The sequence below is a fragment of the Pelagibius sp. genome, from assembly GCF_028281305.1.
Classification (GTDB): domain Bacteria; phylum Pseudomonadota; class Alphaproteobacteria; order Kiloniellales; family Kiloniellaceae; genus Pelagibius.
Window position 1 is genome coordinate 90,450 of sequence record NZ_JANQKD010000080.1, and the last position, 25,575, is coordinate 116,024.

Below are 25,575 nucleotides of genomic sequence, written 5' to 3' on the forward strand. Positions count from 1 at the left end.
CGATGCACAGGCTTGCTTTGGTCCTCGGTCTCGCTGCCGGCCTTGGAGCCTGCGCGGCCTCGCCCTCGAAGGACCTCACGGAAGCCCACCGGCTCTGCAAGCAGATGGAGCAGGGCGTGACGACGCAGGCCACCGTCGACGGCTGTACCGAGATCATCGAGCACAGCCGATCGCGCGAGGAGCGGGTAACCGCCTATAACCTGCGCGGCATCGCCAACGAGAAACTGGGCCGCATCGACGAAGCCTTTGCCGATTTTGACGAGGCGGTTCGCCTCGCCCCCTACTTCTCGGCGGCCTACAACAACCGGGCCAACCTGTTCAGCAGGCAGGGGAACAACGTCCGCGCAGTTCAGAGTTTTCAGGCGGCCATCCGGGCGAACCCCGACAATACCGCCGCCTACAACAATTTCGCCTGGTACCTCGCGTCGCGCGGTGACTATGACGGGGCCCTGGTACGCGTGGAGAAGGCGCTGGCCTTGGACAGCGACTATGGCGCCGCCCTCGACACCTATGGGCATGTTCTGATGGGCTTGGGACAGGCGGAGGCGGCGATGAGCGCGTTCGAACGGGTCATTGTAATGGAAGGTTCGAAAGCTGTGCGCATGTACCAGGAAGCGCTGGTCGGATGGGGCTACGCGCCGGGCCGGACCGACGGTGTCATGGACGCGAAGACCGACGCGGCGCTGTCAGCCTGTATTCGCGACAACTGCCGTCTGCTGCTGGACTGAGGGGGCAACGTGGGATGTCTCGACCCCTTGTAGCAGCCATTACAATGGCCGCGCTGGCTGCCTGCCAGACTGCGTCGCCGAACCCGGATCAATCCAACACGCACCTCGATGAGTTGTCCCGCCTGCTTGCCGATGCGCGCCTGTGCAAGCCTGTTGGCGATCCAAGCAGCTGGCAGGCCCGTATCGAGGCCTGCACACGCTTACTCGGCAGCGAGGTTTTTGCGGATCAGCGGCTCGCAGGCTACACCAACCGCGGAATTCTCTTCAAAAAGGTAGGTAAGGAGGCCGAGGCCCTAGCGGACTTCAATGCTGCGATTGAAGCATTCCCCGACTCTGCTATTGGATATGCGAACCGCGGGGATCTTTTCAGCACACAAGGAAAGCATGAACTCGCCGCTCTGGACTTCCGCAAGGCCTACGATCTCGATCCTGAAAACGCCATTGTGCTGAACAACTATGCTTGGTCACTGGTGGTTCAGGATGACTATGCCGCAGCCCTTTCAGTGTTGGATCAAGCTATGGCGCGGAGTGGCGAACCAGGGGCCGTCGGGACCGCACCGTTGTCCGACGCTCTGGGTGCGATTCATGATACCCGGGCGCATGCACTTATGGGACTGGGCCGGCTGGGCGAAGCGAGAACCGCCTTCTCCCGTGCCATTGAGTTTGGCGGATCTGAGCGTGTCGTTAGGTATCAGTCGGCGCTCGTCGCTAAAGGCTACGCGCCGGGCCGGACCGACGGTGTCATGGACGCGCAGACCGACGCGGCGCTGTCCGCCTGTATTCGCGACAACTGCCGTCTGCTGCTGGAGTGAAGGGCAAAGGTCACGGCATGCCGCAGCGCGCAGGAAGGACGGCGAGAAGGTTGGCCCTCTGTGTGGTTGCGGTTTGCTGGCTCGCGGGAGGTGTTGCCGGAACAGCGCCGGCCCAGGACCGCGCATCGCTTGAGACGGAGGATCGCACCGCGCTCCTCGTCGCGCAGATGATCGCTCGGGTGCGTAGTGTGGATTCTCCCGAAATCCGTGTGGCCTATGCCCAAAGCCTTAGAATGGTGATCCGGTATCTCTCGGCCGAGGGCAGGCTCGAGAGCATCGACGACTCCCACATCGACGAGATGGCGGAGCTTCTGGAAGACGAGAGTGATGCCCTGCGAGGCGTGGTCGCGGGCGCGCTGGGACACCTCGGACCGAGGGCTGCGCGGGCAGAGCCGGCCTTGGAAGAGGCGCTCCGGAAGGTTGACGCCATGCGGCGGGCCTTGCCGATCCAGCCGCAGGCCGACTCCCGACAGACCGTCAAGTGGGCGCTCCGGAAGATAGCAGCGCCCTAGCCTTCAGGGCGGTTGGACTGGCAGGTCCGGATCAGACGGCGTCGGCGAATCCGGCGGCGCTGCGGAAGCGGGTGCGGTAGGCGTTGGGGCTGACCCCGAGAGTGCGCAGGAAGGCGCGGCGCATGATCTCCGCCGAGCTGAAACCGGCGGCGGTGGCGATCCGCTCCAGCGGGTCCTCGCTCTGTTCCAGGTGGCGCCGGGCCGCCTCCAGGCGCTGGGCCTCGACGTAGCGGGCCGGGGTCTGGCCGGCCTCGCGGGTGAAGCTGCGGGCGAAGGTGCGCGGGCTCATGCCGGCCCGCGCGGCCAGCGCCGGGACCGAGAGGTCGGCGGCGATGTTGTCGGCGATCCAGCGCTGCAGGTCTTCGATCTTGCCCAGGCTGCCACTGCGCGCGCGCAGTTGCGTGGCGAACTGGGACTGGCCGCCCGGGCGCTTCACGAAGAGGACCAGTTCGCGCGCCACCGCCAGGGCCAGCTCCGGCCCGTGGTCCAGCTCCACCATGGCCAGCGCCATGTCCATGCCGGCGCTGACCCCGGCGGAGGACCAGAACTTGCCGTGGCGCATGAAGATGGCGTCTGGCTCCAGCTCGATGTCCCGGTAGCGCTGCTGCAGGTCGTCGGCCCAGCGCCAGTGGGTGGTGGTGGCCTTGCCCTCCAGGGCCCCGATCTCCGCCAGCAGGTAGGCGCCGGTGCAGACCGAGCCCACGCGTTCCGCCGCCGCGACGGCGCGGCTCAGCCAGGCCAGGGTCTCGCTGTCCTTCAGGGCACCGCGGCGCCCGGCCCCGCCGCAGACGATCAGGCTGCCGAGGCCGGTCAGATCGCTGGTGAAGTCCCGCGTCGCGTGCAGCACCAGCCCCTGATCGGAGCGCAGGGCGCCGGTGGTCTTGGCCGCCAGATCGATGCTGTAGAGGTCCGCCAGGCCGAACTCCCGCACGATGTGATTGGCGGCGGCGAAGACCTGAAACGGTCCGGACATGTCCAGCAGGTTGGCGTTGGGATAGCCGAAAACCCAGACACTCTGACGGCGGTCCGGATCGCGGATCATCTCCCGGGTCAGGCTGTGGGGTTTGCGGATCTCCTGCATGACCGGACTTTCCATTGGGGGCCCTTCCATGACTGCGGGGGACTGTCCCAGCTAATCACAGCGGCGTTCTTGGCCGCAATGACAAAGGTCCAACGATTTCTGCCAAAGGGCCTTGTTCTGTATCGAAGCGCTGGCTTCGCCCGGAGCGGATATGATATTCACGCGTATGTTCGGAATATTTCTTCGCGTAAGAGTTGCTATATTCTGTTTGGCGATTGTTTCCGTCTGCGGCCCGGCTGTGGCAGAAGGTCTCTCGGCCGATCAGAAGGCCTGTGCAGATCCGGGGCCTCAGTCGATTGCGGCCTGCGATCGGCTGATCGAAGCCGGCGTCTCGGGACGGGATCTGTCAAACACCCTGTATTTTCGTGGCGACAGCCGGCTCGACAGCGGCGACCTGGATGGCGCTCTCAGGGATTCCTTGGAAGTCATTCGTCTCGATCCGGCCGATCGTTGGGGCTACTACCTCAAGGGCAACGTTCACCTGGAGCTGGATCAGCCGGAACAGGCCATCGTGGCGCTGACACGGGCCATAGAGATCGAGCCGGACTTCGCGGTGGCCTATTCGTCCCGGGGAAGAGCTAATCTGCGCCTTGACCGGACCGCCGCTGCTTTGGCCGACCACAACAGGGCGGTGGCGCTGGATCCGGAGGATCATACCATCTTGAACAACCGAGGCGTCTTCTTTTGGGCGACGCAGCGGGATCACCTGGCTGCGCTCGACTTCGCCGAATCAGTGCGCCTCGAACCCGGCTATGCCCTGGGTCATCACAATCTCGGTGATGCCAATTGGAGCCTCGGCAGACTGGATGCGGCGCTGGCGGCCTATCGCGAAGCCTTCCGGCTTGGTTCTGAAGACCCGGCACTCCTCAACGGCCTTGCCTGGACGCTGGTTCTGGTTCGGGAGTTTAGAGAGGCTGAGCCGATCGCCAGGCTTGCTGCTGCAAAAGCCCCGGAGCTGCCGGAATACCTCGATACCCTGGCACACGCGCTCATGGGTCTCGGGAAGCAACGGGAAGCGGAAGATGCCTTTGCCAAAGTCATCGACTCCGGCGCCAGCGACTTGATCAAAGACTATCAGCAGAGCCTCGCCGCCAGGGGTTACGAACCCGGCCCGGCGGACGGCAAGGACAGAGCATCGCTGCGCGCCGCGCTCGCCGACTGTATCCGCGACAACTGCCAGCCTCTGGCCGACTAGAGCGGATCATGTTTAGACGGAAACGCTTTGGGTTTCCGTCGAAACATGTGAATCCGCTCTACACTTAGGAGTTAGAGCAGATTCACCGGGTTGGATGAATCGCTTCCGCGATTCCATCCAACCCGGATCTGCTCTAGGCCGCAAGCAACGCTGGCGCGGCCTCTCCGCTTCGCTATAGTGCGCCGATGTTGGGGATCCCTCTGCGCGCGGGTTTGTCCGCGCTTCTGCTTACCGGGCTGGCGGCCTGTGAAACGGCGCCGCCGGAAACCGCCGGGCGGCTGGACCGCCAGGTCACGCTGTTCGATCCGGCCACCGCGATCCAGGAGGACTGGATCGAAATGCCGCTGGTCGGCGAGACCGAATACCGTCTGAGCAGTCTGAACGACCGCCTGTCGATCCGCGCGGTGGGCCGCCGCTCGGCCTCCGGTCTTGTGCTGCCGGTGGAGTTCGATCCCAACGACTGCCCGGTGATCGCATGGTCCTGGCGCATCCAGGAGCTGCAGGAGTCGGCCAGCCTGGTCGAGCGGGACCGCGAGGACGTGGCGGCTTCCATCTTCGTCATGTTCGGCGATCCCGGATCCTTTGCCGCACCGCGCAAGGTGCCGACCCTGCGCTACGTCTGGACCAATGCGCGCCAGCAGATCGAGGATATCGTCGACTCGCCCTATCTGCCGGGGGTGGTGCGCTCCATCGTCGTGGAGACCGGCGTTGTCAGTCCGGCGGTCTGGGTCGACGAGAAGCGTGATCTGCTGGCCGACTATCAGGCGGCCTTCGGCGGCCCGCCGCAGGACAAGGTCTATGCCATCGCCATCTTCACCGACAACGACCAGACCGGCGAACCGGTGGAGGCGCACTATGGCCGCGCCGGGCTGTTCTGCACTGTGAGCTCGGGTTAGCCGTACGGCTGTCTGGTCGAGATCACCAGCGCGGCAATCAATCGGACATCGGATGTGTGGCTCAACCCCTCCCGACCTCCCCCCATCAAGGGGGGAGGGGATTCCCTGGGCCACCGCAATGACTTCCCCCTCCCCCTTGGATGGGGGAGGGATGGGGTGGGGGTGACAGCCCTTCAGCCGCAAGCCCCGCGCCGCTGCTCTGCCGCTTTGCCGTCCCGCACCGAAACTCTTGGCTCCAACGCTTTGCCCAAAGTTTTACGCGGCACGTCATTGCTGCAAACGGCCACACACAAAGGCGGACAGCCGTTGGTTAGCGGGGAGCCACCTGCCAGACGACGGCATTGCGCAGGTCGGTGTCCTCCAGCTCGCGGCTGGTCTTGACCGCGTAGGCGATCACCCGCTCCAGGCCCTCGCGCGGCAGATAGGTGCGCCCGGGATCGCCCATCAGCACCAGGCAGTCCGGCCCGGCCAGGCTGCGCAGCCAGGCGGTGATGCGCTCGGCCGCCGGGCGCTCGTAGCAGACGTCTCCGGCCAGCACCACGTCCCATCCTGTATTCGCCTCGCCCGGGTTCGCCGTGCCCACCAGATCTTCCTGACGCACCGTGACTTCGACACCGTTGGCGGCGGCGTTGAGGCGGCAGGCGGCGCAGGCGAAGGCGTCGATCTCCACCGCCTCGACGGAAGCGGCGCCGGCCAGCGCGGCGGCGATCCCCTGCAGGCCCGATCCGGCGGCGAAGTCCAGAACGCGGTTCCCGCGCACCACCTCCGGGTGGTCCAGCAGGTAGCGCGCCAGCGCCTGGCCGCCGGCCCAGGCAAAGGCCCAGAAGGGCGGCGGCAGCCCCTCGCGGGCCAATTCCTCCTCAGTGGCCTGCCACAGCGGCACCACCTCGCTCGCCAGATGGAGCTTCACCTCCGGGACCAGCGGCGGTTCCTGCAGGCGGGTGTTGGCGCGGACGAAGTCTTCGGGATCGGCTTTTGCGGCGAGGGTCATGGATGCACGCCGAGCCATCCATGCAGCCAGGGACTGCCGGCCAGGATGCCCGCCAGCAGCAGCCAGCCGGTGAAGCGGTTCGACTTGAACTTGGCGAGACAGTCTGTCGGCGTATCCATCTTCAGATCAACGACCTGCCAGAGCAGATGCAGGGCGACGACGCCGAGGCCGATCCAGAACGGCCAGGCGAGCCCGGCGGCGAAGCCCGCCAGCCCGAAGAGCGTCGTCGCCAGGCCATAGAAGCCCAGCAGCCAGGGCTTGGTGGCGGCGCCGAGCCTGAGCGCGGTGGACTTCACGCCGATCAGCGCGTCGTCCTCCTTGTCCTGGTGGGCATAGATGGTGTCGTAGCCCAGGGTCCAGGCGATGCCGCCGAGGTAGAGCAGCGCCGGGGGCCAGCCGAAGCCGCCGGTGACTGCCGTCCAGCCGATCAGCGCGCCCCAACTGAAGGTGAGGCCGAGCCAGGCCTGGGGCCAGTAGGTGATGCGTTTCATCAGCGGATAGGGAAAGACAAGCAGTAGCGAGGCGGCACCCAGCAGGATGGTCAGCGCGTTCATCTGCAGAAGGATGACGAAGGAGGTGAGCAGCAGCGCCAGCAGGAACAGCCCGGCCTGCAGCAGGCTGACCTCCCCACTGGGCAGCGGGCGGTCGGCGGTGCGCGCCACCCGGCCGTCGAAATCGCGGTCCAGGATGTCGTTCACCGTGCAGCCCGCCGCGCGCATCAGCAGCGCGCCGATGCCGAAATAGAGATAGAGCAGCCAGGAGGGCGCGGCCGCCGGCATGGCGGCGTCGCCCAGCGCGATGGACCACCAGCCGGGAAACAGCAGCAGCCAGACGCCGATCGGCCGGTCGAAGCGGGCGAGCCGGCAATAGGGCCGCAGCGCCCGCGGCGCCAGGCGCAGGACCCAGTGGTCGGCGCGGATGTCGCTGGCCGTGTTGCCGGTGGGGCTGGGCGTTGTGCCGTTCATCGCCTAATCTTTAGCCGCGAATCCTTGCGGGAGAAAGACGTGCGGCCGGGGTGCGACAATGGCGCAGGCTAAAACGAGAGCGCAGCCGGCCACCCGGCTCCATGTCGACGACACTCTGGAGGAGGGCCGGACCCTCGGCCTGGACCGCGACCGGGCGCACTTCCTGCGCTCGGTGCTGCGCCTCGGCCCCGGCGCGCGCCTGGCGGTTTTCAACGCCCGCGACGGCGAGTGGCAGGCCGAGATCGAGGGGTTGGGCAAGGGCTGGTGCTCCCTGAACGTCGGGGCGCAGCGGCGCAAGCCCGTACCGGAGCCCGACCTCTGGTTGGTCTTCGCGCCCATCAAACGCGCGCGCATCGATTTCATCGCGGAGAAGGCCACCGAGCTCGGCGTCGCCGTGCTGCAGCCGGTGATGACCCGCTTCACGGCGGTGAGCCGTGTCAACGAGGATCGCTTGGCGGCCAACGCCCGCGAAGCGGCCGAGCAGTGCGAACGCCTCAGCATCCCGGAGGTGCGGGAGACCCGCAGCCTGGGCGAGGTGCTCGACCAATGGCCGCAGGGCCGCCGCCTGCTGGTCTGCGCCGAATGGGGCGCCGCGCAACCCATCGCCGAAGCGCTGCAGGCCGTGCGCGCCGGGCGGGAGGGAAGCGGGACCTTCGCCACCGATCCCTGGGCCATCCTGACCGGGCCGGAGGGCGGCTTCGCGGAGAGCGAACTTGACGCCCTCCGCAAACTGCCCTTTGCTGTGCCGGTCGGGCTGGGGCCGCGCATTCTGCGCGCCGACACCGCGGCGCTGGCGGCCTTGGCCTGCTGGCAGGCGGTGCTGGGCGACGGTGCGGAACGTCCGCCGGCGGAACTGGCGGGCTTTCCGACGGGCTAAGACGTGAATTTGGGGACCAGCTTGGTCGGAGGTTTGCAATGCGCGGGCGAATACGAAGTTTCAAGACGCGGCAATGATCCCACAGTGATCCCCAGAACCTGAAGACCTGAGCGAAGGCCCCGCCGAGAGGGCCGCCGAACCAGGCGATCAATCAGGCAAGCAAGCAGGGCAAACAAGCAGGATCGAGATCCACCAGTCGGGCGTGCCGGGGGGCGGGCGCCGATACCATCCACCAAAAGGAAAATCTTCAGGGTCCGACGGCGTACCGGCACAACAGACTCCGGCACAAGGTCGATCCCGGTGTAAGGTAATCCGGCACAAGGTTCGAAAACGGCATGTCCGCTCCTCCCCAGGTTCAGGGCGAGACCCTGACCGACAAGGCGCAACTGATCGCCTATCTCGAGGCTGGCTGCAAACCCCCCGCAGACTGGCGCATCGGCACCGAGCACGAGAAGTTCTGCTACACGCTCGACGACTTCCGGCCCTTACCCTACCACGGCGAGCGCAGCATCGAGGCGTTGCTGAAAGGCTTGCAGGCCTTCGGCTGGGACGGGGTGAAGGAGGGTGAGAACGTCATCGCGCTCACCCACAACGGCGCCAGCGTGTCGCTGGAACCCGGCGGCCAGGTGGAGCTTTCCGGCGCGCCGCTGGAGACCATCCACGACACCTGCAGCGAGGTGCATATTCACCTCGACCAGATCAAGAAGGTGACGGAGCCCATGGGGGTCGCGGCCATGGGGCTGGGCTTCCAGCCCAAGTGGGCGCGCAGCGATATCTCCTGGATGCCCAAGGGCCGCTACAAGATCATGGGTGCCTATATGCCCAAGGTGGGCAACCTGGGGCTCGACATGATGCTGCGCACCTGCACGGTGCAGGTGAACCTGGACTTCCAGTCCGAAGCCGACATGGTGAAGAAGTTCCGCGTCAGCCTGGCCCTGCAGCCTATCGCCACGGCGCTCTTCGCCAACTCCCCCTTCACCGAGGGGCAGCCCAACGGCTTCCTCAGCTACCGCAGCCATATCTGGACCGATACCGATCCGGACCGCACCGGGGTGCTGCCCTTCGTCTTCGAGGACGGCATGGGCTTCGTGCGCAACGTCGACCACGGGCTCGACGTGCCGATGTACTTCGTCTACCGCGGCGGAAAGTACATCGACGCCTCCGGCCAGTCGTTCCGCGATTTCCTCGACGGCCGATTACCGGCCCTGCCGGGCGAAAAGCCCAGGCTGGGCGACTGGGCCGACCATCTCTCGACACTGTTCCCGGAGGTTCGCCTGAAGCGCTTCCTGGAGATGCGCGGCGCCGACGGCGGACCCTGGAAGTCGCTCTGCGCATTGCCGGCCTTCTGGGTCGGCCTGCTCTACGACGACACCGCGCTAGATGCTGCCTGGGATCTGGTGAAGGACTGGACTCTGGAGGATCACCGCTATCTGCGCGCCGAGGTACCCAAGCAGGCCCTCCACACGCCGTTTCACGGCAGGACAGTCAACGCCGTTGCCCACCAGGCGGTGGAGATCGCCGCCGAGGGTCTGAAGGCGCGCAACCGGCTGGACGGGCAGGGCGACAACGAGAGCCATTTCCTCGCCCTGCTGCGCAGCCGCGTGGAGCGTGAGAAGTGCCCGGCCGAATACCTTCTGGATGACTTTCACGGCCGCTGGGGCGGCACCATCGACCCGATTTTCACCGAATGCGCCTACTGACCGGCGGCGCACACCAATCGGGTGGCGCCTCTCGGCCGGGTTCGCCCTCTGGTAGGCGGATCGGCGCAACTCGGCTCCCTTGACCCTCCAAATGATCGAATTTGGTCACAGGTCCATTGAACCTGGGCGTGCATACTGCCCGACATCCGTTCAACGGCAGAAGCCGAGAGACCGGATAGGGGCAGGGGACACGCAGGGGGCATACCGTTGAACGAAAAAAGGCGCATGGTTGACGCCCGGCTGCGGGATTTGCGCGCGGCTGAAAAGGTCATGCCCGCGTCGGACAAGCCCGCATTCGACAAAGGCGAGGTCCCTGCGTCCGACTCCAAAGACCGGATCGGCGTCGAAGTCGAGGCCCCGCATGGCGCGGGTATCTTCGTGGTCTATGCCCGCGTGGGACCTCTGCCCGAAAACCCGGCGGCCGCGGCGGATCTTCTCGTGAAGGCAATGGCCAGCAATCTGTGTTTGGCGGCGACCGGCGGGGGCTCGCTCGGCCTTGATGCCCGGTCGGGCATGCTGGTTCTATCCTACATTGAGGAATCCAGGGAAACCGACCGGGAGCGTCTGGCGGAGGTCGTTGCGCTCTGCCGCCGCAAGACAGCCGAACTGCGCGGCCGTCTGCTGGAAGACCGGCACTCGCAAAACTGGATCAGCATCTAGTCCGCGGCTGCTGCCGGCGCGCCTTGCGCCGCCTCCTTGGCGCGGGCCTGCTTGGCCAGGGTGAGGGCGCGCACCAGGGCCGGCGGCATGTCGCCTTGCGCCTCTTCCTGCGCCGGGGTCAGACCCAGTTCCCGCAGCTCCGCGGCGGCCTCGGTCGCCAGGATCTCCGCCCTCAGCGCCGCAATCCGGGAATCGACCGTTGTGCCGCGGCCAAAGCTGCGCCGGGTGGCGACGCCGCGGAAGGTGCGCGGCTGGGTCAGGGCCGAGCGGCCGGCGCCGATGACGTTGGAGGTGCGCGGCGGCGTGCCGGTCACGGCGAAGTTGCCGACCCGCTGTCCGGCGGGGCCGTTGTTGAAGATGATGGTCCTGCCCACCGTGTTGTGGGAGCCGCGGGTGCCGCAGAACACCGAGGAGCCGATGGAGGTGCAGGAAGCCTGCGCCTGCGACGGCAGCAGCGCCACGGTGGTGGCTGCGGCCATGACGGCGGGGGCCAGAAATGCCGCCCCCCACAGGAGGGAACGTGCAAGAACGTTCATCGCCTTACTCCCTTGTTGTTTGCGGTGCGCAAAGCAGCCGCCTGCAAGAGATACGGGCCGTCCCCCCGTTCGGCTTCAGCGTCAGTATGCCCCCTGTGTCCGCAAGGTCCAAGGACAACAGGGGCCAAGGGCAACAGAGGCCAAGGGGTGCCTTCCGGGGCACCCCTTGCCTGCTGATCCTAGCCGTCGCCGTCCGCTCCGGCGGATGCCGCTTGCTGGGCGCGGGCCTGCTTAGCCAGGGTGAGGGCGCGCATCAGGGCCGGCGGCATGGTGGGCGCCGCCGCTTCCTGCGCCGGAGTCAGGCCGAGCTCGCGGAGCCGTGCCTCGGCATCGAGGGCCAGGGCCTCGGCGCGCAGCGCACGGACCCGCGAGTCGTCGAAGGGGCCGCGGCGGAACCCGCTGGGCCGCGGGCCGAAGAGGGTGGTGCTGCTCAGGCGGCTGCCGCGCACCAGGGGCAGGGTGCGCCCGCGCAGCACACTTGATCCGCCGAAGCTGCGATCACGCCGCAGCAGCCCGGAGGTCAGGGAATTGCCGAAGCGGGTCGGCGCTGCCGAACTGCCGAAGCTGCGGTCGCGCTGCAGAAACCGGCTGTTGAAGGAGGAGTTGAAGCCGCGCGGGCCGACCGATGAGCGGTTGTTCCGGAAAGTGCTGCGGAACGTGCTCCGGTTGCTGCGTTTGCTGAAACCGGCCAGATGGAGGCGCGCCGCAGCGGGCTGACGGTCCAGGACGGCCGTGCCCCTCAGCAGGGCTCCCGCGGCGATCCCGCCCGCCGGAGCGGGGCCGTAGGAGCGATCGAGGGAGCCGGTGAGGGCGCCCGGGCCGAGGGCTATTGGGCTGAGGGCGGCCGCGCTTTGCGCCGCGACGGCCGGGGCGATCAGCGCCACAGCCAGGATGGCTGCGCGCCGGAGACTCTGAACGGGTTGAAATCGCATGTCTTTCCTTTCCTTTAGCGTCCCCCGGCAGGCTCCCCTGGCTGTTGCGCACACCCCCTTTTCGAAAATCCCGCTTTTCCTGACCTGTGGTCGGGCTTCTGCCCTGGCAAGCGAGATGGCCGGCGCCGGCGCTCCGCTCAAGGCACGATTTCGCGAGGTCTGCGTCAGGAAGGGCCGTCCGCGAGACCCTCTGCGCCGGTTCGCGCCGGGTCGCGCCGGGTCGCGCCGGTTCGCGCCGGTTCGCCCTGGCCGTTTGCGCTTCGTCCGGAGCTGAGACAGGATAGCGCCGGGCCTGCCGGGCACCCTGGACTTCGATCGGCGGGCGCCTGGGGGCGACAGCCAATGGATTCGAACGACCGGAACACGAACGATCGGCGCTGGCTGCGATACTGGGCGCTGCGGATCGGTGCCACCGCCTACCTGCTCTTTGTCTTTGCCTTCCTGGCCGGCCATCCGCGGCCGGGCAGCGTCGACAGCCTGACCCATGCCCTGACCATGGCGCTGGTCCCCGCCCTGATCGGCACGCTGGTTGCCCTCGCGGTCATGCTGTATCTGCGCCGCCGCTAATGTTTTGCGCCAGCCCGGATTGATCCTCGCCGCCACTAGCCCAAGCTTGCCTTTGTCGCTTAAGCTGCTGTCCAAGAGCCTAAAGGGGGGGCTCAGGCTAGGCGTCGCTCGAATGGGCGCGGGCCCAAGAAGGAGCAGCAGGCATGCGCATCTTGCACACCCCCGGGGGCATCGCCCCGCCGTTCTCGCGCTACAGTCATGGCGTCGAAGCCAAGAACGTGAGCCGCTGGCTGTCGGTCTCCGGCCAGGTGGGCGTCGCCAGCGACGGCAATCTGGCGGAAGGCGCGGCTGCCCAGATGGAACAGGCCTGGCGCAATATCTTCGAGGTCCTGGCCTCCGCCCGGATGGCGCCGGAGAACCTGGTCAAGATCACGGCCTTCCTGACCAGCCGCGAGGACCTGGGCACCTTTCGGGAGGTGCGCGACCGCCTGCTGGGGGCCGCGCAGCCCGCCTCCAGCCTGGTTGTCGTCGCCGGCCTTGCCGATCCCGCCTGGCTGGTGGAGATCGAGGCGCTCGCGGCCGCCTGACGGCGGCCCGCGGGCAGCCTCCTTGCTTCAGGACCGATCTCAGGTCACGGCAAGCGGGTTACCGGGGGACCCGGTCGCGCCCTTGATCGGCAGCGGTGCAAAGACATAGGCGAACTGCCAGGTGCCGTCGGCGGCCAGGCTCTCGAAATCGAGGTTCTCCTGCAGATAGATCCCGTGGCGGACCAGCAGTTCCTGATGCACCGGGAACACCTGGTTGCTGTCGGGATTGGGCACCACCTCGACGCCCCAGGTGTCCGCACCCACCAGCGACACCTGCCGTTCGGCAAGGTAGCGGGCGGCCTCCATGCCGATGCCCGGCGCCCCATTGTTGTAGCGGGCGTTGTCTTCCTTCCACAGCAGGCCCCAGCCGGTGCGCACCATCACCACATCGCCGGGCGCAATGGCTTCGGCGGAGAGCCCCTGGCGCTCCAGCGCCGCCAGCAGGTCGGCCAGGGTGACTTCGGTGCCCGCCTCCAGCATGCCGCCCTTCAGGCCCATGACGTCGACCAGCAGGCCGGGGGTGAAGAAGGGTTTGACGTTTTCGACGCCCAGCTTCTTCAGCCCGTAGGGCGAGGCCGCTTCGGCCATGGTCACGCCGTTGTAGAGCCGCCGCCGGGTCTGCTCGCCCGGTGCGCCGGCCTCGACGCCGATATGACCCAGACCGTCGAACTGGGTGCCGACCTGGCCGATTTCGGTGGCCAGGAACTCGTCGTTCCAGATGATCTTGTTGTCGCCGAAGGTGCCGCCGGTGGGCATGCCGGGCGTGCGCAGGGCGAAAACCCGTTCGCCGAACAGCGGCATGTCACGTTCGTAGACCCGGCCCAGGCTGTGCACCTTGCCTGTCCTGATCTGCTGGACGGCCGCCAGCGTCTTCTCCGGGGTCATGTGGTTGGAGGCGCCGGCCTGATCGTCGGGGCCCCAGCGCGAAGGCCACCACTTCTCGCCGATCGGCGTGTCGGCGGCGCCTGCGGTGCCGGGGGCGGCGATGCCCCCCAGGGCGGCGCTGGCCAACCCGAGTCCGGTCAATCCAAGCCCGGTTAATCCAAGCCTGGCGCCGGCCAGGAACCGGCGGCGCCCTGCTGCAACGCCTCCAGATGACTCCTTCACCGCGCCGTCGTCGGCGCCAACACATTTATGCGCCCCGGCCGCAGGTGCCGGGGACGTCCCATCTCCCTTGATACCCATAGTGGCTTGCCTCGCTTTGCTTGACAGTGGACCTGTTTCCGCCGGGCAACCCTTTGTTCGCCTTCCTTCCTCCTTTACGGTGCAGGTCCTCTTGCCCCCTGACAGAAGCGAGGGGAGATACGGACCGCTGGTTGCCGCTTCAGGCTGCCGTGCCGCCGACGGTGATGGCGTCGATCAGCATGGTCGGTTGCCCAACCCCCACCGGCACCCCCTGGCCTTCCTTGCCGCAGGTGCCGACCCCGTCGTCCAGCTTCATGTCGTTGCCGATCATCCTGACCTTGGTCATGACATCCGGCCCGTTGCCGATCAGGGTCGCGCCCTTGACCGGTGCGCCGAGCTTGCCGTTCTCGATCAGATAGGCCTCGGTGCAGGAGAACACGAACTTGCCCGATGTGATGTCCACCTGGCCGCCGCCGAAATTGACTGCGAAGAGGCCGCGGTCGACGGAGGCAAGGATCTCGTCCGGGTCCTTGTCCCCGGCCAGCATGACCGTGTTGGTCATGCGCGGCATCGGGATGTGGGCGTAGCTCTGGCGCCGCCCGTTGCCGGTGGGCGTCATGCCCATCAGCCGTGCATTCTGGCGGTCCTGCATGTAGCCCTTGAGGATGCCGTCCTCGATCAGCACCGTGGGCTGGGTCGGCGTGCCCTCGTCGTCGATGGTCAGCGAACCGCGCCGGTCCTGCATGGTGCCGTCGTCCATCACCGTCACGCCCGGGGCGGCGACCCGCTCGCCCAGCAGGCCGGAGAAAGCCGAGGTCTTCTTGCGGTTGAAGTCGCCCTCCAGGCCGTGGCCCACCGCCTCGTGCAGCAGGATTCCCGGCCAGCCGGAGCCCAGCACAACGGGCATCTCGCCGGCCGGGGTGTCGACGGACTCCAGGTTCACCAGCGCGCGGCGCAGCGCCTCCTCGACGCCGGCCTGCCAGTAGACCGGGTCGAGCAGCAGGTTGTAGGCCAGCCGGCCGCCGCCGCCGTAGCCGCCCGCTTCCATGCGGTCGCCCTCGCCGACGACAACAGAGATGTTGAGGCGCACCAGCGGGCGGATGTCGGCCGCCCGCTCGCCGCCGGCGCGCAGGATCTGCACCGCCTGCCACTCGCCGGCCAGGGAGGCGCTCACCTGCTTGACCCGCGGGTCTTTGGCGCGGGCGAAGGCGTCGATCTCGGCCAGCAGCTTCACCTTGTCCTCGAAGGGCACGGCGGCAATCGGGTTGTCGTCGCGGTAGAGAATGCGGTTGGTGCGCGCCGGGCCGTCGGCCATGGTGCCGGAGTGGCCGGACTGCACCGCCCGCACGGTCTCCGCCGCGCGCTTCACCGCCGCCTCTGAAAGCTCGCTGGCATGGGCATAGCCGGCGGCCTCGCCGGCGATGGCGCGCAGGCCGAAGCCCTGCGAGGTGTCGAAGCTCGCCGACTTCAGCCGGCCGTCATCGAAGGCCAGGGCCTCGGACTGGCGGTATTCCAGGAACAGCTCGCCGTCGTCGGCGCCGGTCAGCGCATCGTCGACAGCCGCCTCCAAGCGGCTGCGGTCGAGCCCGGCTTTGGTGTAGAAGAGCGCGTCGGTTTCGGCGAGGTGGGACATGCAGAGATCTCCAGGATCCGCTTGAGGTCTGGCAAAGTGCCGTTAGCTTGCCTCAATATGGGGGCCGGCGGCCAGGATATCATCCCTTGGCCGGACCGCCGGGGCGCCGCCAGAGCGCCCGCGAGGGGAATTCTGAAGGGATAAGAGGGGGCGACAGCCGTGATCGACGGAATGCGGGACCATCCGCTGCGGGGGACCTTGAATGCCGAGGTGCATTCGCGGCCTTTCGCCAGCCTGCAGTCGCCCGAGCGCATAACCCATCTGGCCTTGCTGTCCGGGGAGCGCTCCGCCGAGCGCGACCGCCAGCATGTCGCCGCGCTCTGCACGCGTTTCGGCCTTCCTGCGCCGGGCGCCGGCGACAACCACTTCATGGTCGACCTCGGCGACTTCCGCCTGAAGTGGGAGCGCCATACGGAATTTTCGACCTATACGTTTTTCCAGAACGGCACCTTCGAGGCAGAGGCTTTCAGCGGTTTTGCCCTCGACCGGGTGCCGCGGGACTGGGTCATCGGGCTGCCCGGGGACCTGCTGGTCGGGGTGCACCTGGATCTGCTGACCCGTGACGCGCCCGCGCCCGACGCGGCCGCCCTGGTCCGTCATTTCGGACACGACAACATCATCGGCAGCCAGGTCTCCGGCGGTTCCGCCGAGGTCTGGATGGACTTCACCGTCCAGGCCGACGGTTTCGCCCGTATTCTGCTGCGCGACCGCACCCTGAAACCGCGTCAGGCAGGACGGCTGGTCCAGCGCCTGCTGGAGATCGAGACCTACCGCATGATGGCGCTGCTCGCCTTTCCTGCCGCCAAGCGGCACGGCGGCGCGCTGGCGGAGACCGGCGAGCGGCTGACCGGGATTACGGGGCGCATGACCGAGATCGAGGGCATGGGCGAGGAGCGCCGGCTGCTCGACGAACTGACCGCCTTTTCCTCCGAGATCGAAGACGTCGCCGCCGCCACCAACTACCGCTTCGGCGCCGCCCGGGCCTACTACGCCCTGGTGCGCCGCCGGGTCGAAGAGCTGCGTGAGCAGAGGGTCGAAGGCCTGCAGACCATCGAGGAGTTCGTCGACCGCCGCTTGGCCCCGGCGATGCGCACCTGCGAGGCGGTCTCAGAACGGCTGGAAACTCTCTCCCGGCGCGTCGCCCGGGCCAGCGAGCTGCTGCGCACCCGGGTCGACATCCAGCTCGAGGCGCAGAACAGGGATCTGCTGATCTCCATGGACCGCCGGGCCAGGCTGCAGCTCCGCCTGCAGGAAACGGTCGAAGGGCTCTCTGTCGCGGCCATTACCTATTACCTGGCCAGCCTTGTCGGGTATCTGGCCAAGGCCCTGAAGGAAGCCGGGCTGCCGGTAAACCCGGCGATCGCGGCGGGTGTCTCGGTTCCGGTGGTCGCTATCCTGGTATGGCTCGGGGTGCGGCGCCTGCGGCGAATCGTCAATCGCGAACAGGGCGCCGGCGACTCCGGCTGAAACCCTCCGGAGGAGGGCCTGCGGCCGGATTGCGGCATTCGGTCGCACCGGCCAACAAGGCTCGCCACCTGCGCTATCCTGGGACGATAGCAGGAGAGGGGAAAGGCAGTCTTTCGGCGGCTTTCCCCTTTCTTGCGGAGCAAACTTGCATGGGTTAGGTTGCGCGCGCAGTGGCGGATCAGGCACCTCGACAGGGGAATCCCGGCGGATCGCAGTCGATCGACGGGGCTGGCATGGGGGAGACCGCTCTGCTTCGCGGGAAAGATTGGGATAGCTTGCTATGACATTGCTGGGACGGTTGGGCATCTTGGCCGCCGCATTCTTGTCGACCCTGGGCATGGCCCAGGCGTCGGAGCCGCAGAACTACCAGCTGGGCCTTCAGGCCCCCGTCACGCCGGTGGCCGAGCGCATCTCGAGCTTCCATGACATGCTGCTGATCGTGATCACGCTGATCACGCTCTTCGTGCTGGTGCTGCTGCTCTACGTGATGTGGCGCTTCTCGGAGAAGCGCAATCCGAACCCCTCGAAGACCACGCACAACACCACGATCGAGGTGCTGTGGACCGTGGTGCCGATCATCATTCTGGTGGTCATCGCCATCCCCTCCTTCCGGCTGCTGTACTTCGCCGAGACCATCGAGGATGCCGACATCACGGTGAAGGCGATCGGGCGGCAGTGGTACTGGTCCTTCGAGTACCCGGACCACGGCAACTTCACCTTCGATGCCTACATGGTGCCGGACGACGAGCTGCAGCCGGGCCAGCCGCGCCTGCTGGCGACGGACAACGCGCTGGTGCTGCCGGTGGACACCAACATCCGCTTCCAGATCACCGCCAGCGATGTGCTGCACAACTTCGCCATGCCCTCCTTCGGCCTGAAGATGGACGCGGTGCCGGGCCGCCTCAACGAGACCTGGGCCTACGTGCCGGCCGAGTTCGCCGGCCAGACCTTCTACGGCCAGTGCTCGGAGCTCTGCGGCACCGGCCACGCCTACATGCCGATCATGATCCAGATGGTGACGAAGGAAGAGTTCGCCGCCTGGACCGAGCAGGCCCAGCAGGAATTCGGCCGGGTTGACGAACCCGCGCCGGTACGGGTGGCCGATGCCGCCGCAGCCACCCCCGAGTCCGAGTAGAGGAACCCATCGCCATGGCTTACAGCAGCAGCGACGCGCACGATCATCACGACCACAAGCCCGGGTTCTTCATCCGGTGGTTCTGCTCCACCAACCACAAGGACATCGGCACCCTCTACCTGCTCTTTGCGATCATCGCCGGCATCATCGGCGGTCTGTTCTCGCTGATCATGCGCATGGAGCTGCAGGACCCGGGGGTTCAGTACCTGCTCACCGACGGCGAACCGGACGGTCAGCTGTGGAACGTGATCATCACCGCCCATGGCCTGATCATGGTGTTCTTCGTGGTCATGCCGGCCCTGATCGGCGGCTTCGGCAACTGGTTCGTGCCTCTGATGATCGGCGCGCCGGACATGGCCTTTCCGCGCATGAACAACATCTCGTTCTGGCTGATCGTGCCCGCCTTCCTGCTGCTGCTGGGCTCGGCCTTCGTCGATTCGGGCGCGGGCACCGGCTGGACGATCTATCCGCCGCTTTCGGGGTCGCTCGGCCATAGCGGGATGTCGGTCGACATGGCGATCTTCGCCCTCCACTTGGCGGGCGCGTCCTCGATCCTGGGCGCGGTGAACTTCATCACCACGATCTTCAATATGCGCGCACCGGGCATGACGCTGCACAAGATGCCGCTGTTCGTCTGGTCGATGCTGATCACCGCCTTTCTGCTGCTGCTGTCGCTGCCGGTGCTGGGCGGTGCCATCACCATGCTGCTGACCGACCGCAACTTCGGCACCACCTTCTTCGATCCGGCCGGCGGCGGCGATCCGATTCTGTTCCAGCACCTGTTCTGGTTCTTCGGTCACCCCGAGGTCTACATCATGATCCTGCCGGCCTTCGGGATCGTCAGCCACATCGTCTCGACCTTCTCGCGCAAGCCGGTCTTCGGCTACCTGGGCATGGCCTACGCGATGGTCTCCATCGGCTTCGTCGGCTTCATCGTCTGGGCACACCACATGTACACCGTGGGCCTGGATGTCGACACCAAGGCCTACTTCACCGCCGCCACCATGGTGATCGCGGTGCCCACGGGCGTGAAGATCTTCTCCTGGATCGCCACCATGTGGGGCGGTTCGATCCGCTTCACCGTTCCCATGCTCTGGGCCATCGGCTTCATCTTCCTCTTCACCGTGGGCGGTGTGACCGGCGTGGTGCTTGCGAACGCGGGCATGGACATCGCCATGCACGACACCTACTACGTCGTGGCCCACTTCCACTATGTGCTCAGCCTGGGCGCCGTCTTCGGAATCTTTGCCGCCTTCTATTACTGGTTCGGCAAGATGAGCGGGCGGGAGTTTCCGGAATGGGCCGGCAAGCTGCACTTCTGGACCACCTTCATCGGTGTGAACCTGACGTTCTTCCCGCAGCACTTCCTGGGGCTGGCGGGCATGCCGCGCCGCTACATCGACTACCCCGACGCCTTTGCCGGATGGAACGCGGTTTCCTCCTACGGCTCCTACATCTCCATCGCGGCGACCCTGTTCTTCGTGGTGATGACGCTCTACGCCCTGGTGGCCGGGCGGCGCGCCGAAGCCAACCCCTGGGGCGAGGGGGCGACGACGCTGGAGTGGACCGTGTCCTCGCCGCCGCCGTTCCACACCTTCAACGACCTTCCGCAGGTCCGCTGAGGCCCGGGGTTGGCAAAGGAGGACCATGACCTGGCTTTGGGCGACAGAAGGAAAGCTGTGGCGTGAGTGACGCGACGATCGGTATCGCGGCGGGCGGGGCCTCCCTGGCGGGGGCCTCTGCCGTACGCAGCGGCCGGGTTTCGGACTATTTCGCCCTTCTGAAACCGCGGGTGATGACGCTTGTGGTGTTCAGCGGCTTTGCCGGCCTCTACGCCGCGCCGGGGACGATTCACCCCTTCCTGGCAGCGGTGGCGGTGCTCTGCATCGCCGTCGGCGCCGGTGCCGCCGGGGCCATCAACATGTGGTACGAGCGCGACATCGACGCGGTGATGGACCGCACCCGCGGCCGCCCGTTGCCGCGCGGGCGCATCGCCCCGCAGGAGGCCTTGGCCTTCGGGGTGATCCTCAGCCTCCTGTCCGTGATGCTGATGGGCCTGGCCCTCAACTGGGCGGCGGCGGCGCTGCTGGCTCTGGCCAATGCGTTTTACGTCTTCGTCTACACCATCTGGCTGAAGCGCCGCACGCCGCAGAACATCGTTATCGGCGGCGCCGCGGGGGCCTTTCCGCCCATGATCGGCTGGGCTGCCGTGACCGGCGGGGTGGATCTTCAATCCATCGCGCTCTTCGCCCTGATCTTCGTATGGACGCCGCCCCACTTCTGGGCGCTGGCGCTCTACCGCCAGATCGACTACGCCAAGGCCAAGGTGCCGATGCTGCCGGTGGTGGCGGGCAAGGCGGCGACCAAGCGTCAGATTCTGCTCTACAGCCTGCTGCTGGCGCCGCTCGGTCTGGCGCCGGCGCTGCTCGGCACCGCAGGGGCGGTCTACGGCCTGGTGGCGGCTGCCATGGGCGCCTTCTTCGTGCTGCTGGCGCTGCGGGTGCTGCGGGACGAAAGCGACCGCGCCGCCAAGCAGCTCTTCGGCTTCTCGATCCTCTATCTTTTCGTTCTGTTCAGCCTGATCATCGTTGACCGGGCGCCGGGTATGCTGGCGCCGGACCTCTTGGCCGATGCGGCGGGCCTGCTGCTGGCGTCGTCCGGGTTTGCGGGATGAGCGTGATGGACGATCAGGACGAAAAAGAAAGACTGCGTCAGCAGAAAATCAAGAACTGGGCGCTGCTGGCGGTCCTGGTGACCTTTGTGGTCGTGGTTTACTTTGTTTCCCTGATCCGGATGGGCGGAGGTGGCGAATGACCGACAGATCGACGGGCGAAGAGCGGCAGGCGCGGAGCAACGGACGCGTTGCCTTTATCTGCGTGAGCGTCGTGGTCGCGATGATCGGCCTGTCCTATGCCTCGGTTCCGCTCTACGAGTTGTTCTGCCGGGTGACCGGCTTCGGCGGCACCACCCAGGTTGCCGAAAGCATGCCGGAACAGGTTGGCGAGCGCATGATCACCGTGCGCTTCAACGCCGATATCAGCCCCGACCTGCCCTGGGCTTTCCAGCCCATCGAGCGCGAGATGCAGGTGCGTGTCGGGGAGGCGGGCCTCGCTTTCTACCGCGCCACCAACCAGGCGGTGCAGAGAAACGCCGGCACCGCGACCTTCAACGTCACGCCGCTGAAGGCCGGGCAGTACTTCAACAAGGTCGCCTGCTTCTGCTTTACCGAGCAGCAGCTTTCGTCCGGCGAGTCCATGGACATGGCGGTCAGTTTCTTCGTCGATCCGGCGATCGAGGAAGACCGCAATCTGGATGACGTGAAGACCATTACTCTCTCCTACACCTTCTTCCCTGACCTCGATGCGGTAGTCGAGCAGCCGGTCGGCGACCTGTCACAGGCAGAGCCGGGTGCCGGTCGGGGAACGAGGGTGCCGGAGACTTCAGTGAATTGATGGCGGCCCAGTCAAGAGACTTGGCAAAAGCGCTGCCGGCAGTAATCAAGCGGGGAAGATCATGAGTGCAGGCCACGAACAGAACCATCCCTATCACCTGGTGGACCCCAGCCCCTGGCCGTTTTTCGGGGCGATAGCCGGCGGTGTGCTGGCGACCGGCATGGTGCTGTTCATGCACGACGTCACGCCCTGGCTGCTGCCGCTCGGCGTCGTACTGGTGGCGGCTACCATGGTCTTCTGGTGGCGCGAGGTCATTAACGAGGCCACCCACCAGGGCCACCACAACAAGGTGGTCCAGCTCGGCCTGCGCTACGGCATGGTCCTGTTCATTGCCTCGGAGGTGATGTTCTTCGCCGCCTTCTTCTGGGCCTTCTTCGATGCCAGCCTGTTTGCCGGCGAAGCCCAGCAGTTCGAGCGGGTCGAACACACCGGCGGCGTCTGGCCGCCGGTCGGCGTCGAGGTCTTCCCAGCCTTCCACCTGCCGTTCCTCAACACCATGATCTTGCTGCTGTCCGGCTGCACGGTGACCTGGGCGCACCACGCGCTGCTCCACGGCGACCGCCAGGGTCTGCTGCAGGGCCTGGGGGTCACCATCTTCCTGGGCGCCCTCTTCACCGCCGTGCAGATCTACGAGTACGGCCACGCGGCCTTCGGCTTCACCGACGGGATCTATTCCTCGACCTTCTACATGGCGACTGGTTTCCACGGCTTCCACGTGCTGGTCGGCACCATCTTCCTGATCGTCTGCTGGTTCCGCGCCTACCTGGGCCACTTCAAGCCGGACCACCACTTCGGCTTCGAGGCGGCGGCCTGGTACTGGCATTTCGTCGACGTGGTATGGCTGTTCCTCTTCGTCTGCGTCTATTGGTGGGGCGGCTGACCGCCTGCGACGGCCGGGGGCCGAAGCCACCGTCCATACCGGCCGCGGGGGCGCCGTCATGACGGCGCCCCGCGAGCCCGCGGGACCGCAGAAAACACCCAAAAGCTATCCGCCGCTCTCGCCGTTCCGCACCGGGCTGGCGAGCCGCTGCCCGCGCTGCGGACAAGGCCGCCTCTTTGCCGGCTTCCTCACGGTGGCGCCGCGCTGTACGGTCTGCGGCCTGGACCTCAGCAAGCAGGACAGCGGCGACGGGCCTGCCGTCTTCATCATCTTCATCCTCGGCGCCATCGTGGTGCCGCTGGTGTTCTGGGTCGAGTTCACCTACGAACCGCCCATCTGGCTGCACATGGTGATCTGGGTACCGGTCATCCTGGGCGGCGCGCTTGGCTTGTTGCGGCCGATGAAGGCGGTCATGATTGCCCTGCAGTTCCGCAACAAGGCCAGCGATACGGGAACCGTGGATTATGACTGACTCGCCCGAGAGGCACGGGGATCAAAGGCCGGGGGATGTGCGCCAGGGCGGGCGCCGGCGCTTCCGCCCGACCTTCTGGGCGACAGTCTGCGCCGTGCCGGCCCTGGCGATCCTCATCGCGCTCGGCACCTGGCAGGTCCAGCGCCTGCACTGGAAGGAAGGCGAGATCGCCAAGCGGGTTGAACGCTCCCAGGGGCCGGCCATCGCCTTGCCGGCAAGCTTTCCCGACCCCGCCGCCGTGGAGTTCACCCGCGTGGGCTTGAACGGCAGCTTCCTGCACGACCAGGAATTCTATCTGGGCGCCCGCACCGAGAACGGCCGCGTGGGCCTGAACATCGTCACTCCCTTTCAGCTCGACGACGGCCGCACGCTGCTGGTGAACCGCGGCTGGGTGCCGCAGGAGAGACGCGATCCGGCGACCCGTGCCGAGGGACAGCTCGCCGGGCCGCTGGAGATCGAGGCCCTGCTGCGCACCGACGGGTGGAAGGGGGTCAGCTTCGCCAAGCCGCCCAACAAGCCGGAGGAGCGCTTCTACTTCTGGCTCGATCTTCCGGTCATGGGGGAGGGCGTCAGCCAAGCGATCATCACCGAGGTCTATGCCGACGCCGTTGCTGCGGAGCTTCCGGGCGGTCTGCCGATCGGCGGCCAGACCCGCATCGCCCTGAAGAACGACCACCTGGAATACGCGCTCACCTGGTACTCCTTCGCGGTCATCCTGCTGGTGATCTACTTCCTCTTCCACTACCGCCCGGAGCGCGACACCGGCGCGGGCGGTCCCGGGGACGAGAACCGCGCCTGAGCGCATTGCCAGCCGGCGTTCGAATCAGCATATCTATGCCTAAGGACCGTCGCCGGTCCCGAGGACTGCCCGCTCAGGAGTAGCTTATGACCGCCTACGAAGAACTCTCGCGCAAATTCAAGCGCCTGCATGCCTTGCAGGAGGCGGCGGGGCTGCTGTCCTGGGACATGTCGACGGTCATGCCCTCTGGCGGCGCGGAGGCGCGCACCGAGCAGCTGGCGACGCTGGACGTGGTCTGCCACGAGATCCTGACCGACGCCTCGCTCGACGCGCTTTTCGATCAGGCCTCCGCCGAGACGAAGGAGCTTTCCCCCTGGGTGCAGGCGAACCTGACGGAGATGCGCCGGCGCTGGCTGCATGCCACGGCGGTGGACAGCGATCTCGTCGAGGCGCTCTCCAAGGCCTGCAAACGCTGCGAGATGATCTGGCGGGAGGCGCGGCCGAAGGCCGACTTCGCCGCCGTGCTGCCCGCAATGAAAGAGGTTCTGAACCTGACGCGTCAGGAGGCCGCCGCCAAGGCCGAGCGCCTGGACTGCTCCCTCTACGATGCGCTGCTCGACCAGTACGAACCGGGTGGCGCCTCGGCGCATATCGATACGGTCTTTGCCGATCTGGCCGATTTCCTGCCCGGCTTCCTGGACCAGGCGATGGCGCAGCAGGCGTCCAGGCCCGTGCCGCTGCCGCTGCCCGGGCCCTTCCCGCGCGAGCAGCAGGAGGCGCTGGGCCGCAGGATGATGGCCGCCGTCGGCTTCGACTTCGACCACGGCCGCCTTGATGTTTCCCTGCACCCCTTCTGCGGCGGCGTGCCCGACGACGTGCGCATCACCACGCGCTACGACGAGGACGATTTCATGACCGCGCTGATGGGCGTGCTGCATGAGACCGGCCACGCGATGTACGAGCGCGGCCTGCCCCGCGACTGGCGCCTGCAGCCGGTGGGCGAGGCCCGCGGCATGGCGATGCATGAGAGCCAGTCGCTGATGGTCGAGATGCAGGCCTGCCGCTCGGCCGAGTTCGTCGCCTTCCTCGCGCCCATCGCGCGGGAGACTTTCGGCGGCGAGGGCGCGGCCTGGGAGGCGGAGAACCTGCTGCGCCACTACAACAAGGTGGAGCCAGGCTTCATCCGCGTCGACGCCGACGAGGTGACCTACCCGGCCCATGTCATCCTGCGCTACCGCCTGGAGAAGGCGCTGATCGCCGGCGAGATGGAGCTGGAGGCGCTGCCCGAGGAATGGAACCGCGGCATGCAGGACCTGCTCGGCATCACGCCGCCGGACGACCGCCTGGGCTGCCTGCAGGACATCCACTGGTACGACGGTGCCTGGGGCTACTTTCCGACCTATACCCTGGGGGCGATGACGGCGGCCCAGCTCTTCGCCGCCGCCAGGCAGGCACGGCCGGAGATCCCGGAGGCGCTGGGCCGCGGCGACTTCTCGCCGCTGATGGACTGGCTGAAGGCGCATGTGCACGGCCAGGCCTCCTCGGCCAGCGGCGAGGCCATTCTGGAACGCGCCACCGGTGAGCCCCTCAACCCCGAGGTCTTCAAGGCGCACCTGACGGCGCGCTACCTGGCCTGATCGCTTGCAGCGGGGGCCCTGTATCGGTTGAACCTCTGCGGTCGGGCCTCTACATG

General features: G+C 66.9%; 27 protein-coding genes. 20 read left to right on the forward strand and 7 right to left on the reverse strand.

What is annotated here, in order from left to right; genetic code table 11:
- Positions 1-2 precede the first annotated feature (2 nt).
- From Q0982_RS15630 to Q0982_RS15640, 3 genes are read left to right on the forward strand one after another with little or no spacing between them, the layout of a single operon-like run.
- Entirely contained in the window at positions 3-728 is a 726-nt protein-coding gene (locus Q0982_RS15630; RefSeq protein WP_299397053.1) for a tetratricopeptide repeat protein, read from the forward strand.
- Between the two features lie 44 nt (positions 729-772).
- Positions 773-1,540, forward strand: coding sequence for a tetratricopeptide repeat protein (locus Q0982_RS15635; protein ID WP_299397054.1), 768 nt, complete (start codon positions 773-775; stop codon positions 1,538-1,540).
- A 17-nt stretch (positions 1,541-1,557) separates the two neighbouring features.
- Positions 1,558-2,052 (forward strand): hypothetical protein, encoded by a 495-nt coding sequence (locus Q0982_RS15640; RefSeq protein WP_299397056.1) that lies wholly within the window; start codon positions 1,558-1,560, stop codon positions 2,050-2,052.
- A gap of 31 nt (positions 2,053-2,083) precedes the next feature.
- Here the strand turns inward: Q0982_RS15640 and Q0982_RS15645 are convergent, their stop codons facing one another.
- Positions 2,084-3,148, reverse strand: a complete 1,065-nt coding sequence (locus tag Q0982_RS15645) for a GlxA family transcriptional regulator (RefSeq protein WP_299397057.1) — start codon at positions 3,146-3,148, stop codon at positions 2,084-2,086.
- 97 nt (positions 3,149-3,245) lie between these two features.
- Here Q0982_RS15645 and Q0982_RS15650 point away from each other — a divergent pair, with 97 nt between their 5' ends.
- Both Q0982_RS15650 and Q0982_RS15655 read left to right on the forward strand, forming a co-directional pair.
- Positions 3,246-4,328, forward strand: a complete 1,083-nt coding sequence (locus Q0982_RS15650) for a tetratricopeptide repeat protein (RefSeq protein ID WP_299397059.1) — start codon at positions 3,246-3,248, stop codon at positions 4,326-4,328.
- Between the two features lie 212 nt (positions 4,329-4,540).
- Entirely contained in the window at positions 4,541-5,224 is a 684-nt protein-coding gene (locus Q0982_RS15655) for a DUF3047 domain-containing protein (RefSeq protein ID WP_299397060.1), read from the forward strand.
- 310 nt (positions 5,225-5,534) lie between these two features.
- On the opposite strand, the gene Q0982_RS15660 is transcribed toward Q0982_RS15655, so the two are convergent.
- Both Q0982_RS15660 and ubiA read right to left on the reverse strand, forming a co-directional pair.
- The gene (locus tag Q0982_RS15660) at positions 5,535-6,215 is read right to left on the reverse strand and encodes a methyltransferase (protein ID WP_299397062.1); all 681 of its coding nucleotides are present in this window, start codon (positions 6,213-6,215) and stop codon (positions 5,535-5,537) included.
- Positions 6,212-7,180 carry a 4-hydroxybenzoate octaprenyltransferase gene (gene ubiA / locus Q0982_RS15665; RefSeq protein WP_299397063.1) on the reverse strand — a complete coding sequence of 323 codons (969 nt, stop codon included), beginning with the start codon at positions 7,178-7,180 and terminating at the stop codon, positions 6,212-6,214. Before ubiA ends, Q0982_RS15660 begins: the two co-directional genes overlap by 4 nt.
- 58 nt (positions 7,181-7,238) lie before the next feature.
- Between ubiA and Q0982_RS15670 the strand changes: the two genes are divergently transcribed.
- From Q0982_RS15670 to Q0982_RS15680, 3 genes are all read left to right on the forward strand, one after another.
- Positions 7,239-8,057: a 16S rRNA (uracil(1498)-N(3))-methyltransferase gene (locus Q0982_RS15670; RefSeq protein ID WP_299397065.1), complete on the forward strand. Its 819-nt coding sequence runs from the start codon at positions 7,239-7,241 to the stop codon at positions 8,055-8,057.
- A gap of 335 nt (positions 8,058-8,392) precedes the next feature.
- Positions 8,393-9,757, forward strand: a complete 1,365-nt coding sequence (locus Q0982_RS15675; RefSeq protein ID WP_299397066.1) for a glutamate--cysteine ligase — start codon at positions 8,393-8,395, stop codon at positions 9,755-9,757.
- Positions 9,758-9,982: 225 nt separating this feature from the next.
- Positions 9,983-10,417, forward strand: coding sequence for a type III secretion system chaperone (locus Q0982_RS15680; protein WP_299397068.1), 435 nt, complete (start codon positions 9,983-9,985; stop codon positions 10,415-10,417).
- On the opposite strand, the gene Q0982_RS15685 is transcribed toward Q0982_RS15680, so the two are convergent.
- Complete coding sequence (locus Q0982_RS15685; protein WP_299397069.1) at positions 10,414-10,953, reverse strand: hypothetical protein; 540 nt, start codon at positions 10,951-10,953, stop codon at positions 10,414-10,416. The genes Q0982_RS15680 and Q0982_RS15685 overlap by 4 nt on opposite strands.
- A 179-nt stretch (positions 10,954-11,132) precedes the next feature.
- Entirely contained in the window at positions 11,133-11,885 is a 753-nt protein-coding gene (locus tag Q0982_RS15690) for a hypothetical protein (protein ID WP_299397072.1), read from the reverse strand.
- Between the two features lie 342 nt (positions 11,886-12,227).
- Here Q0982_RS15690 and Q0982_RS15695 point away from each other — a divergent pair, with 342 nt between their 5' ends.
- Both Q0982_RS15695 and Q0982_RS15700 read left to right on the forward strand, forming a co-directional pair.
- A complete protein-coding gene (locus Q0982_RS15695) occupies positions 12,228-12,452 on the forward strand; it encodes a hypothetical protein (RefSeq protein WP_299397073.1) in 225 nt (74 codons plus the stop codon).
- A gap of 143 nt (positions 12,453-12,595) precedes the next feature.
- Positions 12,596-12,979, forward strand: coding sequence for a RidA family protein (locus Q0982_RS15700; protein WP_299397075.1), 384 nt, complete (start codon positions 12,596-12,598; stop codon positions 12,977-12,979).
- 39 nt (positions 12,980-13,018) lie between these two features.
- Here Q0982_RS15700 and Q0982_RS15705 read toward each other — a convergent pair whose 3' ends face one another.
- Together Q0982_RS15705 and tldD are read right to left on the reverse strand one after the other, a co-directional pair.
- Positions 13,019-14,005, reverse strand: coding sequence for a cyclase family protein (locus Q0982_RS15705; protein WP_299397076.1), 987 nt, complete (start codon positions 14,003-14,005; stop codon positions 13,019-13,021).
- 298 nt (positions 14,006-14,303) lie between these two features.
- On the reverse strand, positions 14,304-15,737 hold the full coding sequence (tldD, locus tag Q0982_RS15710; RefSeq protein ID WP_299397077.1) for a metalloprotease TldD: 1,434 nt from the start codon (positions 15,735-15,737) through the stop codon (positions 14,304-14,306).
- Between the two features lie 159 nt (positions 15,738-15,896).
- On the opposite strand from tldD, the gene Q0982_RS15715 reads away from it, so the two are divergent.
- The 10 genes from Q0982_RS15715 (at position 15,897) to Q0982_RS15760 (ending at position 25,519) form a co-directional block, all read left to right on the forward strand.
- The gene (locus tag Q0982_RS15715; protein WP_299397079.1) at positions 15,897-17,204 is read left to right on the forward strand and encodes a DUF3422 family protein; all 1,308 of its coding nucleotides are present in this window, start codon (positions 15,897-15,899) and stop codon (positions 17,202-17,204) included.
- A 280-nt stretch (positions 17,205-17,484) separates the two neighbouring features.
- On the forward strand, positions 17,485-18,339 hold the full coding sequence (gene coxB, locus Q0982_RS15720) for a cytochrome c oxidase subunit II (RefSeq protein WP_299397080.1): 855 nt from the start codon (positions 17,485-17,487) through the stop codon (positions 18,337-18,339).
- 14 nt (positions 18,340-18,353) lie between these two features.
- Complete coding sequence (gene ctaD, locus Q0982_RS15725) at positions 18,354-19,961, forward strand: cytochrome c oxidase subunit I (RefSeq protein WP_299397082.1); 1,608 nt, start codon at positions 18,354-18,356, stop codon at positions 19,959-19,961.
- A gap of 104 nt (positions 19,962-20,065) precedes the next feature.
- Positions 20,066-21,013 carry a heme o synthase gene (locus Q0982_RS15730; RefSeq protein WP_322097044.1) on the forward strand — a complete coding sequence of 316 codons (948 nt, stop codon included), beginning with the start codon at positions 20,066-20,068 and terminating at the stop codon, positions 21,011-21,013.
- 5 nt (positions 21,014-21,018) lie between these two features.
- On the forward strand, positions 21,019-21,153 hold the full coding sequence (locus tag Q0982_RS15735; protein WP_299397083.1) for a hypothetical protein: 135 nt from the start codon (positions 21,019-21,021) through the stop codon (positions 21,151-21,153).
- Complete coding sequence (locus Q0982_RS15740) at positions 21,150-21,791, forward strand: cytochrome c oxidase assembly protein (RefSeq protein WP_299397084.1); 642 nt, start codon at positions 21,150-21,152, stop codon at positions 21,789-21,791. Before Q0982_RS15735 ends, Q0982_RS15740 begins: the two co-directional genes overlap by 4 nt.
- Positions 21,792-21,852: 61 nt before the next feature.
- On the forward strand, positions 21,853-22,671 hold the full coding sequence (locus Q0982_RS15745) for a cytochrome c oxidase subunit 3 (RefSeq protein WP_299397085.1): 819 nt from the start codon (positions 21,853-21,855) through the stop codon (positions 22,669-22,671).
- Between the two features lie 58 nt (positions 22,672-22,729).
- A complete protein-coding gene (locus tag Q0982_RS15750) occupies positions 22,730-23,143 on the forward strand; it encodes a DUF983 domain-containing protein (RefSeq protein ID WP_299397087.1) in 414 nt (137 codons plus the stop codon).
- Complete coding sequence (locus tag Q0982_RS15755) at positions 23,136-23,942, forward strand: SURF1 family protein (RefSeq protein ID WP_299397088.1); 807 nt, start codon at positions 23,136-23,138, stop codon at positions 23,940-23,942. The genes Q0982_RS15750 and Q0982_RS15755 overlap by 8 nt, the downstream gene beginning before the upstream one ends.
- A gap of 86 nt (positions 23,943-24,028) precedes the next feature.
- The gene (locus Q0982_RS15760; RefSeq protein WP_299397090.1) at positions 24,029-25,519 is read left to right on the forward strand and encodes a carboxypeptidase M32; all 1,491 of its coding nucleotides are present in this window, start codon (positions 24,029-24,031) and stop codon (positions 25,517-25,519) included.
- The last annotated feature ends 56 nt before the right edge of the window (positions 25,520-25,575 follow it).

What these genes read in the sequence shown, in the direction of transcription:
- Q0982_RS15630 (WP_299397053.1), top strand. Translation starts at nt 3, where the DNA reads ATGCACAGGCTTGCTTTGGTCCTCGGTCTCGCTGCCGGCCTTGGAGCC.
- Q0982_RS15635 (WP_299397054.1), top strand. Translation starts at nt 773, where the DNA reads ATGGCCGCGCTGGCTGCCTGCCAGACTGCGTCGCCGAACCCGGATCAA.
- Q0982_RS15640 (WP_299397056.1), top strand. Translation starts at nt 1,558, where the DNA reads ATGCCGCAGCGCGCAGGAAGGACGGCGAGAAGGTTGGCCCTCTGTGTG.
- Q0982_RS15645 (WP_299397057.1), bottom strand. Translation starts at nt 3,148, where the DNA reads ATGGAAAGTCCGGTCATGCAGGAGATCCGCAAACCCCACAGCCTGACC.
- Q0982_RS15660 (WP_299397062.1), bottom strand. Translation starts at nt 6,215, where the DNA reads ATGACCCTCGCCGCAAAAGCCGATCCCGAAGACTTCGTCCGCGCCAAC.
- ubiA (WP_299397063.1), bottom strand. Translation starts at nt 7,180, where the DNA reads ATGAACGGCACAACGCCCAGCCCCACCGGCAACACGGCCAGCGACATC.
- Q0982_RS15670 (WP_299397065.1), top strand. Translation starts at nt 7,239, where the DNA reads ATGGCGCAGGCTAAAACGAGAGCGCAGCCGGCCACCCGGCTCCATGTC.
- Q0982_RS15675 (WP_299397066.1), top strand. Translation starts at nt 8,393, where the DNA reads ATGTCCGCTCCTCCCCAGGTTCAGGGCGAGACCCTGACCGACAAGGCG.
- Q0982_RS15680 (WP_299397068.1), top strand. Translation starts at nt 9,983, where the DNA reads ATGGTTGACGCCCGGCTGCGGGATTTGCGCGCGGCTGAAAAGGTCATG.
- Q0982_RS15685 (WP_299397069.1), bottom strand. Translation starts at nt 10,953, where the DNA reads ATGAACGTTCTTGCACGTTCCCTCCTGTGGGGGGCGGCATTTCTGGCC.
- Q0982_RS15690 (WP_299397072.1), bottom strand. Translation starts at nt 11,885, where the DNA reads ATGCGATTTCAACCCGTTCAGAGTCTCCGGCGCGCAGCCATCCTGGCT.
- Q0982_RS15695 (WP_299397073.1), top strand. Translation starts at nt 12,228, where the DNA reads ATGGATTCGAACGACCGGAACACGAACGATCGGCGCTGGCTGCGATAC.
- Q0982_RS15700 (WP_299397075.1), top strand. Translation starts at nt 12,596, where the DNA reads ATGCGCATCTTGCACACCCCCGGGGGCATCGCCCCGCCGTTCTCGCGC.
- tldD (WP_299397077.1), bottom strand. Translation starts at nt 15,737, where the DNA reads ATGTCCCACCTCGCCGAAACCGACGCGCTCTTCTACACCAAAGCCGGG.
- coxB (WP_299397080.1), top strand. Translation starts at nt 17,485, where the DNA reads ATGACATTGCTGGGACGGTTGGGCATCTTGGCCGCCGCATTCTTGTCG.
- ctaD (WP_299397082.1), top strand. Translation starts at nt 18,354, where the DNA reads ATGGCTTACAGCAGCAGCGACGCGCACGATCATCACGACCACAAGCCC.
- Q0982_RS15735 (WP_299397083.1), top strand. Translation starts at nt 21,019, where the DNA reads ATGGACGATCAGGACGAAAAAGAAAGACTGCGTCAGCAGAAAATCAAG.
- Q0982_RS15740 (WP_299397084.1), top strand. Translation starts at nt 21,150, where the DNA reads ATGACCGACAGATCGACGGGCGAAGAGCGGCAGGCGCGGAGCAACGGA.
- Q0982_RS15745 (WP_299397085.1), top strand. Translation starts at nt 21,853, where the DNA reads ATGAGTGCAGGCCACGAACAGAACCATCCCTATCACCTGGTGGACCCC.
- Q0982_RS15750 (WP_299397087.1), top strand. Translation starts at nt 22,730, where the DNA reads ATGACGGCGCCCCGCGAGCCCGCGGGACCGCAGAAAACACCCAAAAGC.
- Q0982_RS15755 (WP_299397088.1), top strand. Translation starts at nt 23,136, where the DNA reads ATGACTGACTCGCCCGAGAGGCACGGGGATCAAAGGCCGGGGGATGTG.
- Q0982_RS15760 (WP_299397090.1), top strand. Translation starts at nt 24,029, where the DNA reads ATGACCGCCTACGAAGAACTCTCGCGCAAATTCAAGCGCCTGCATGCC.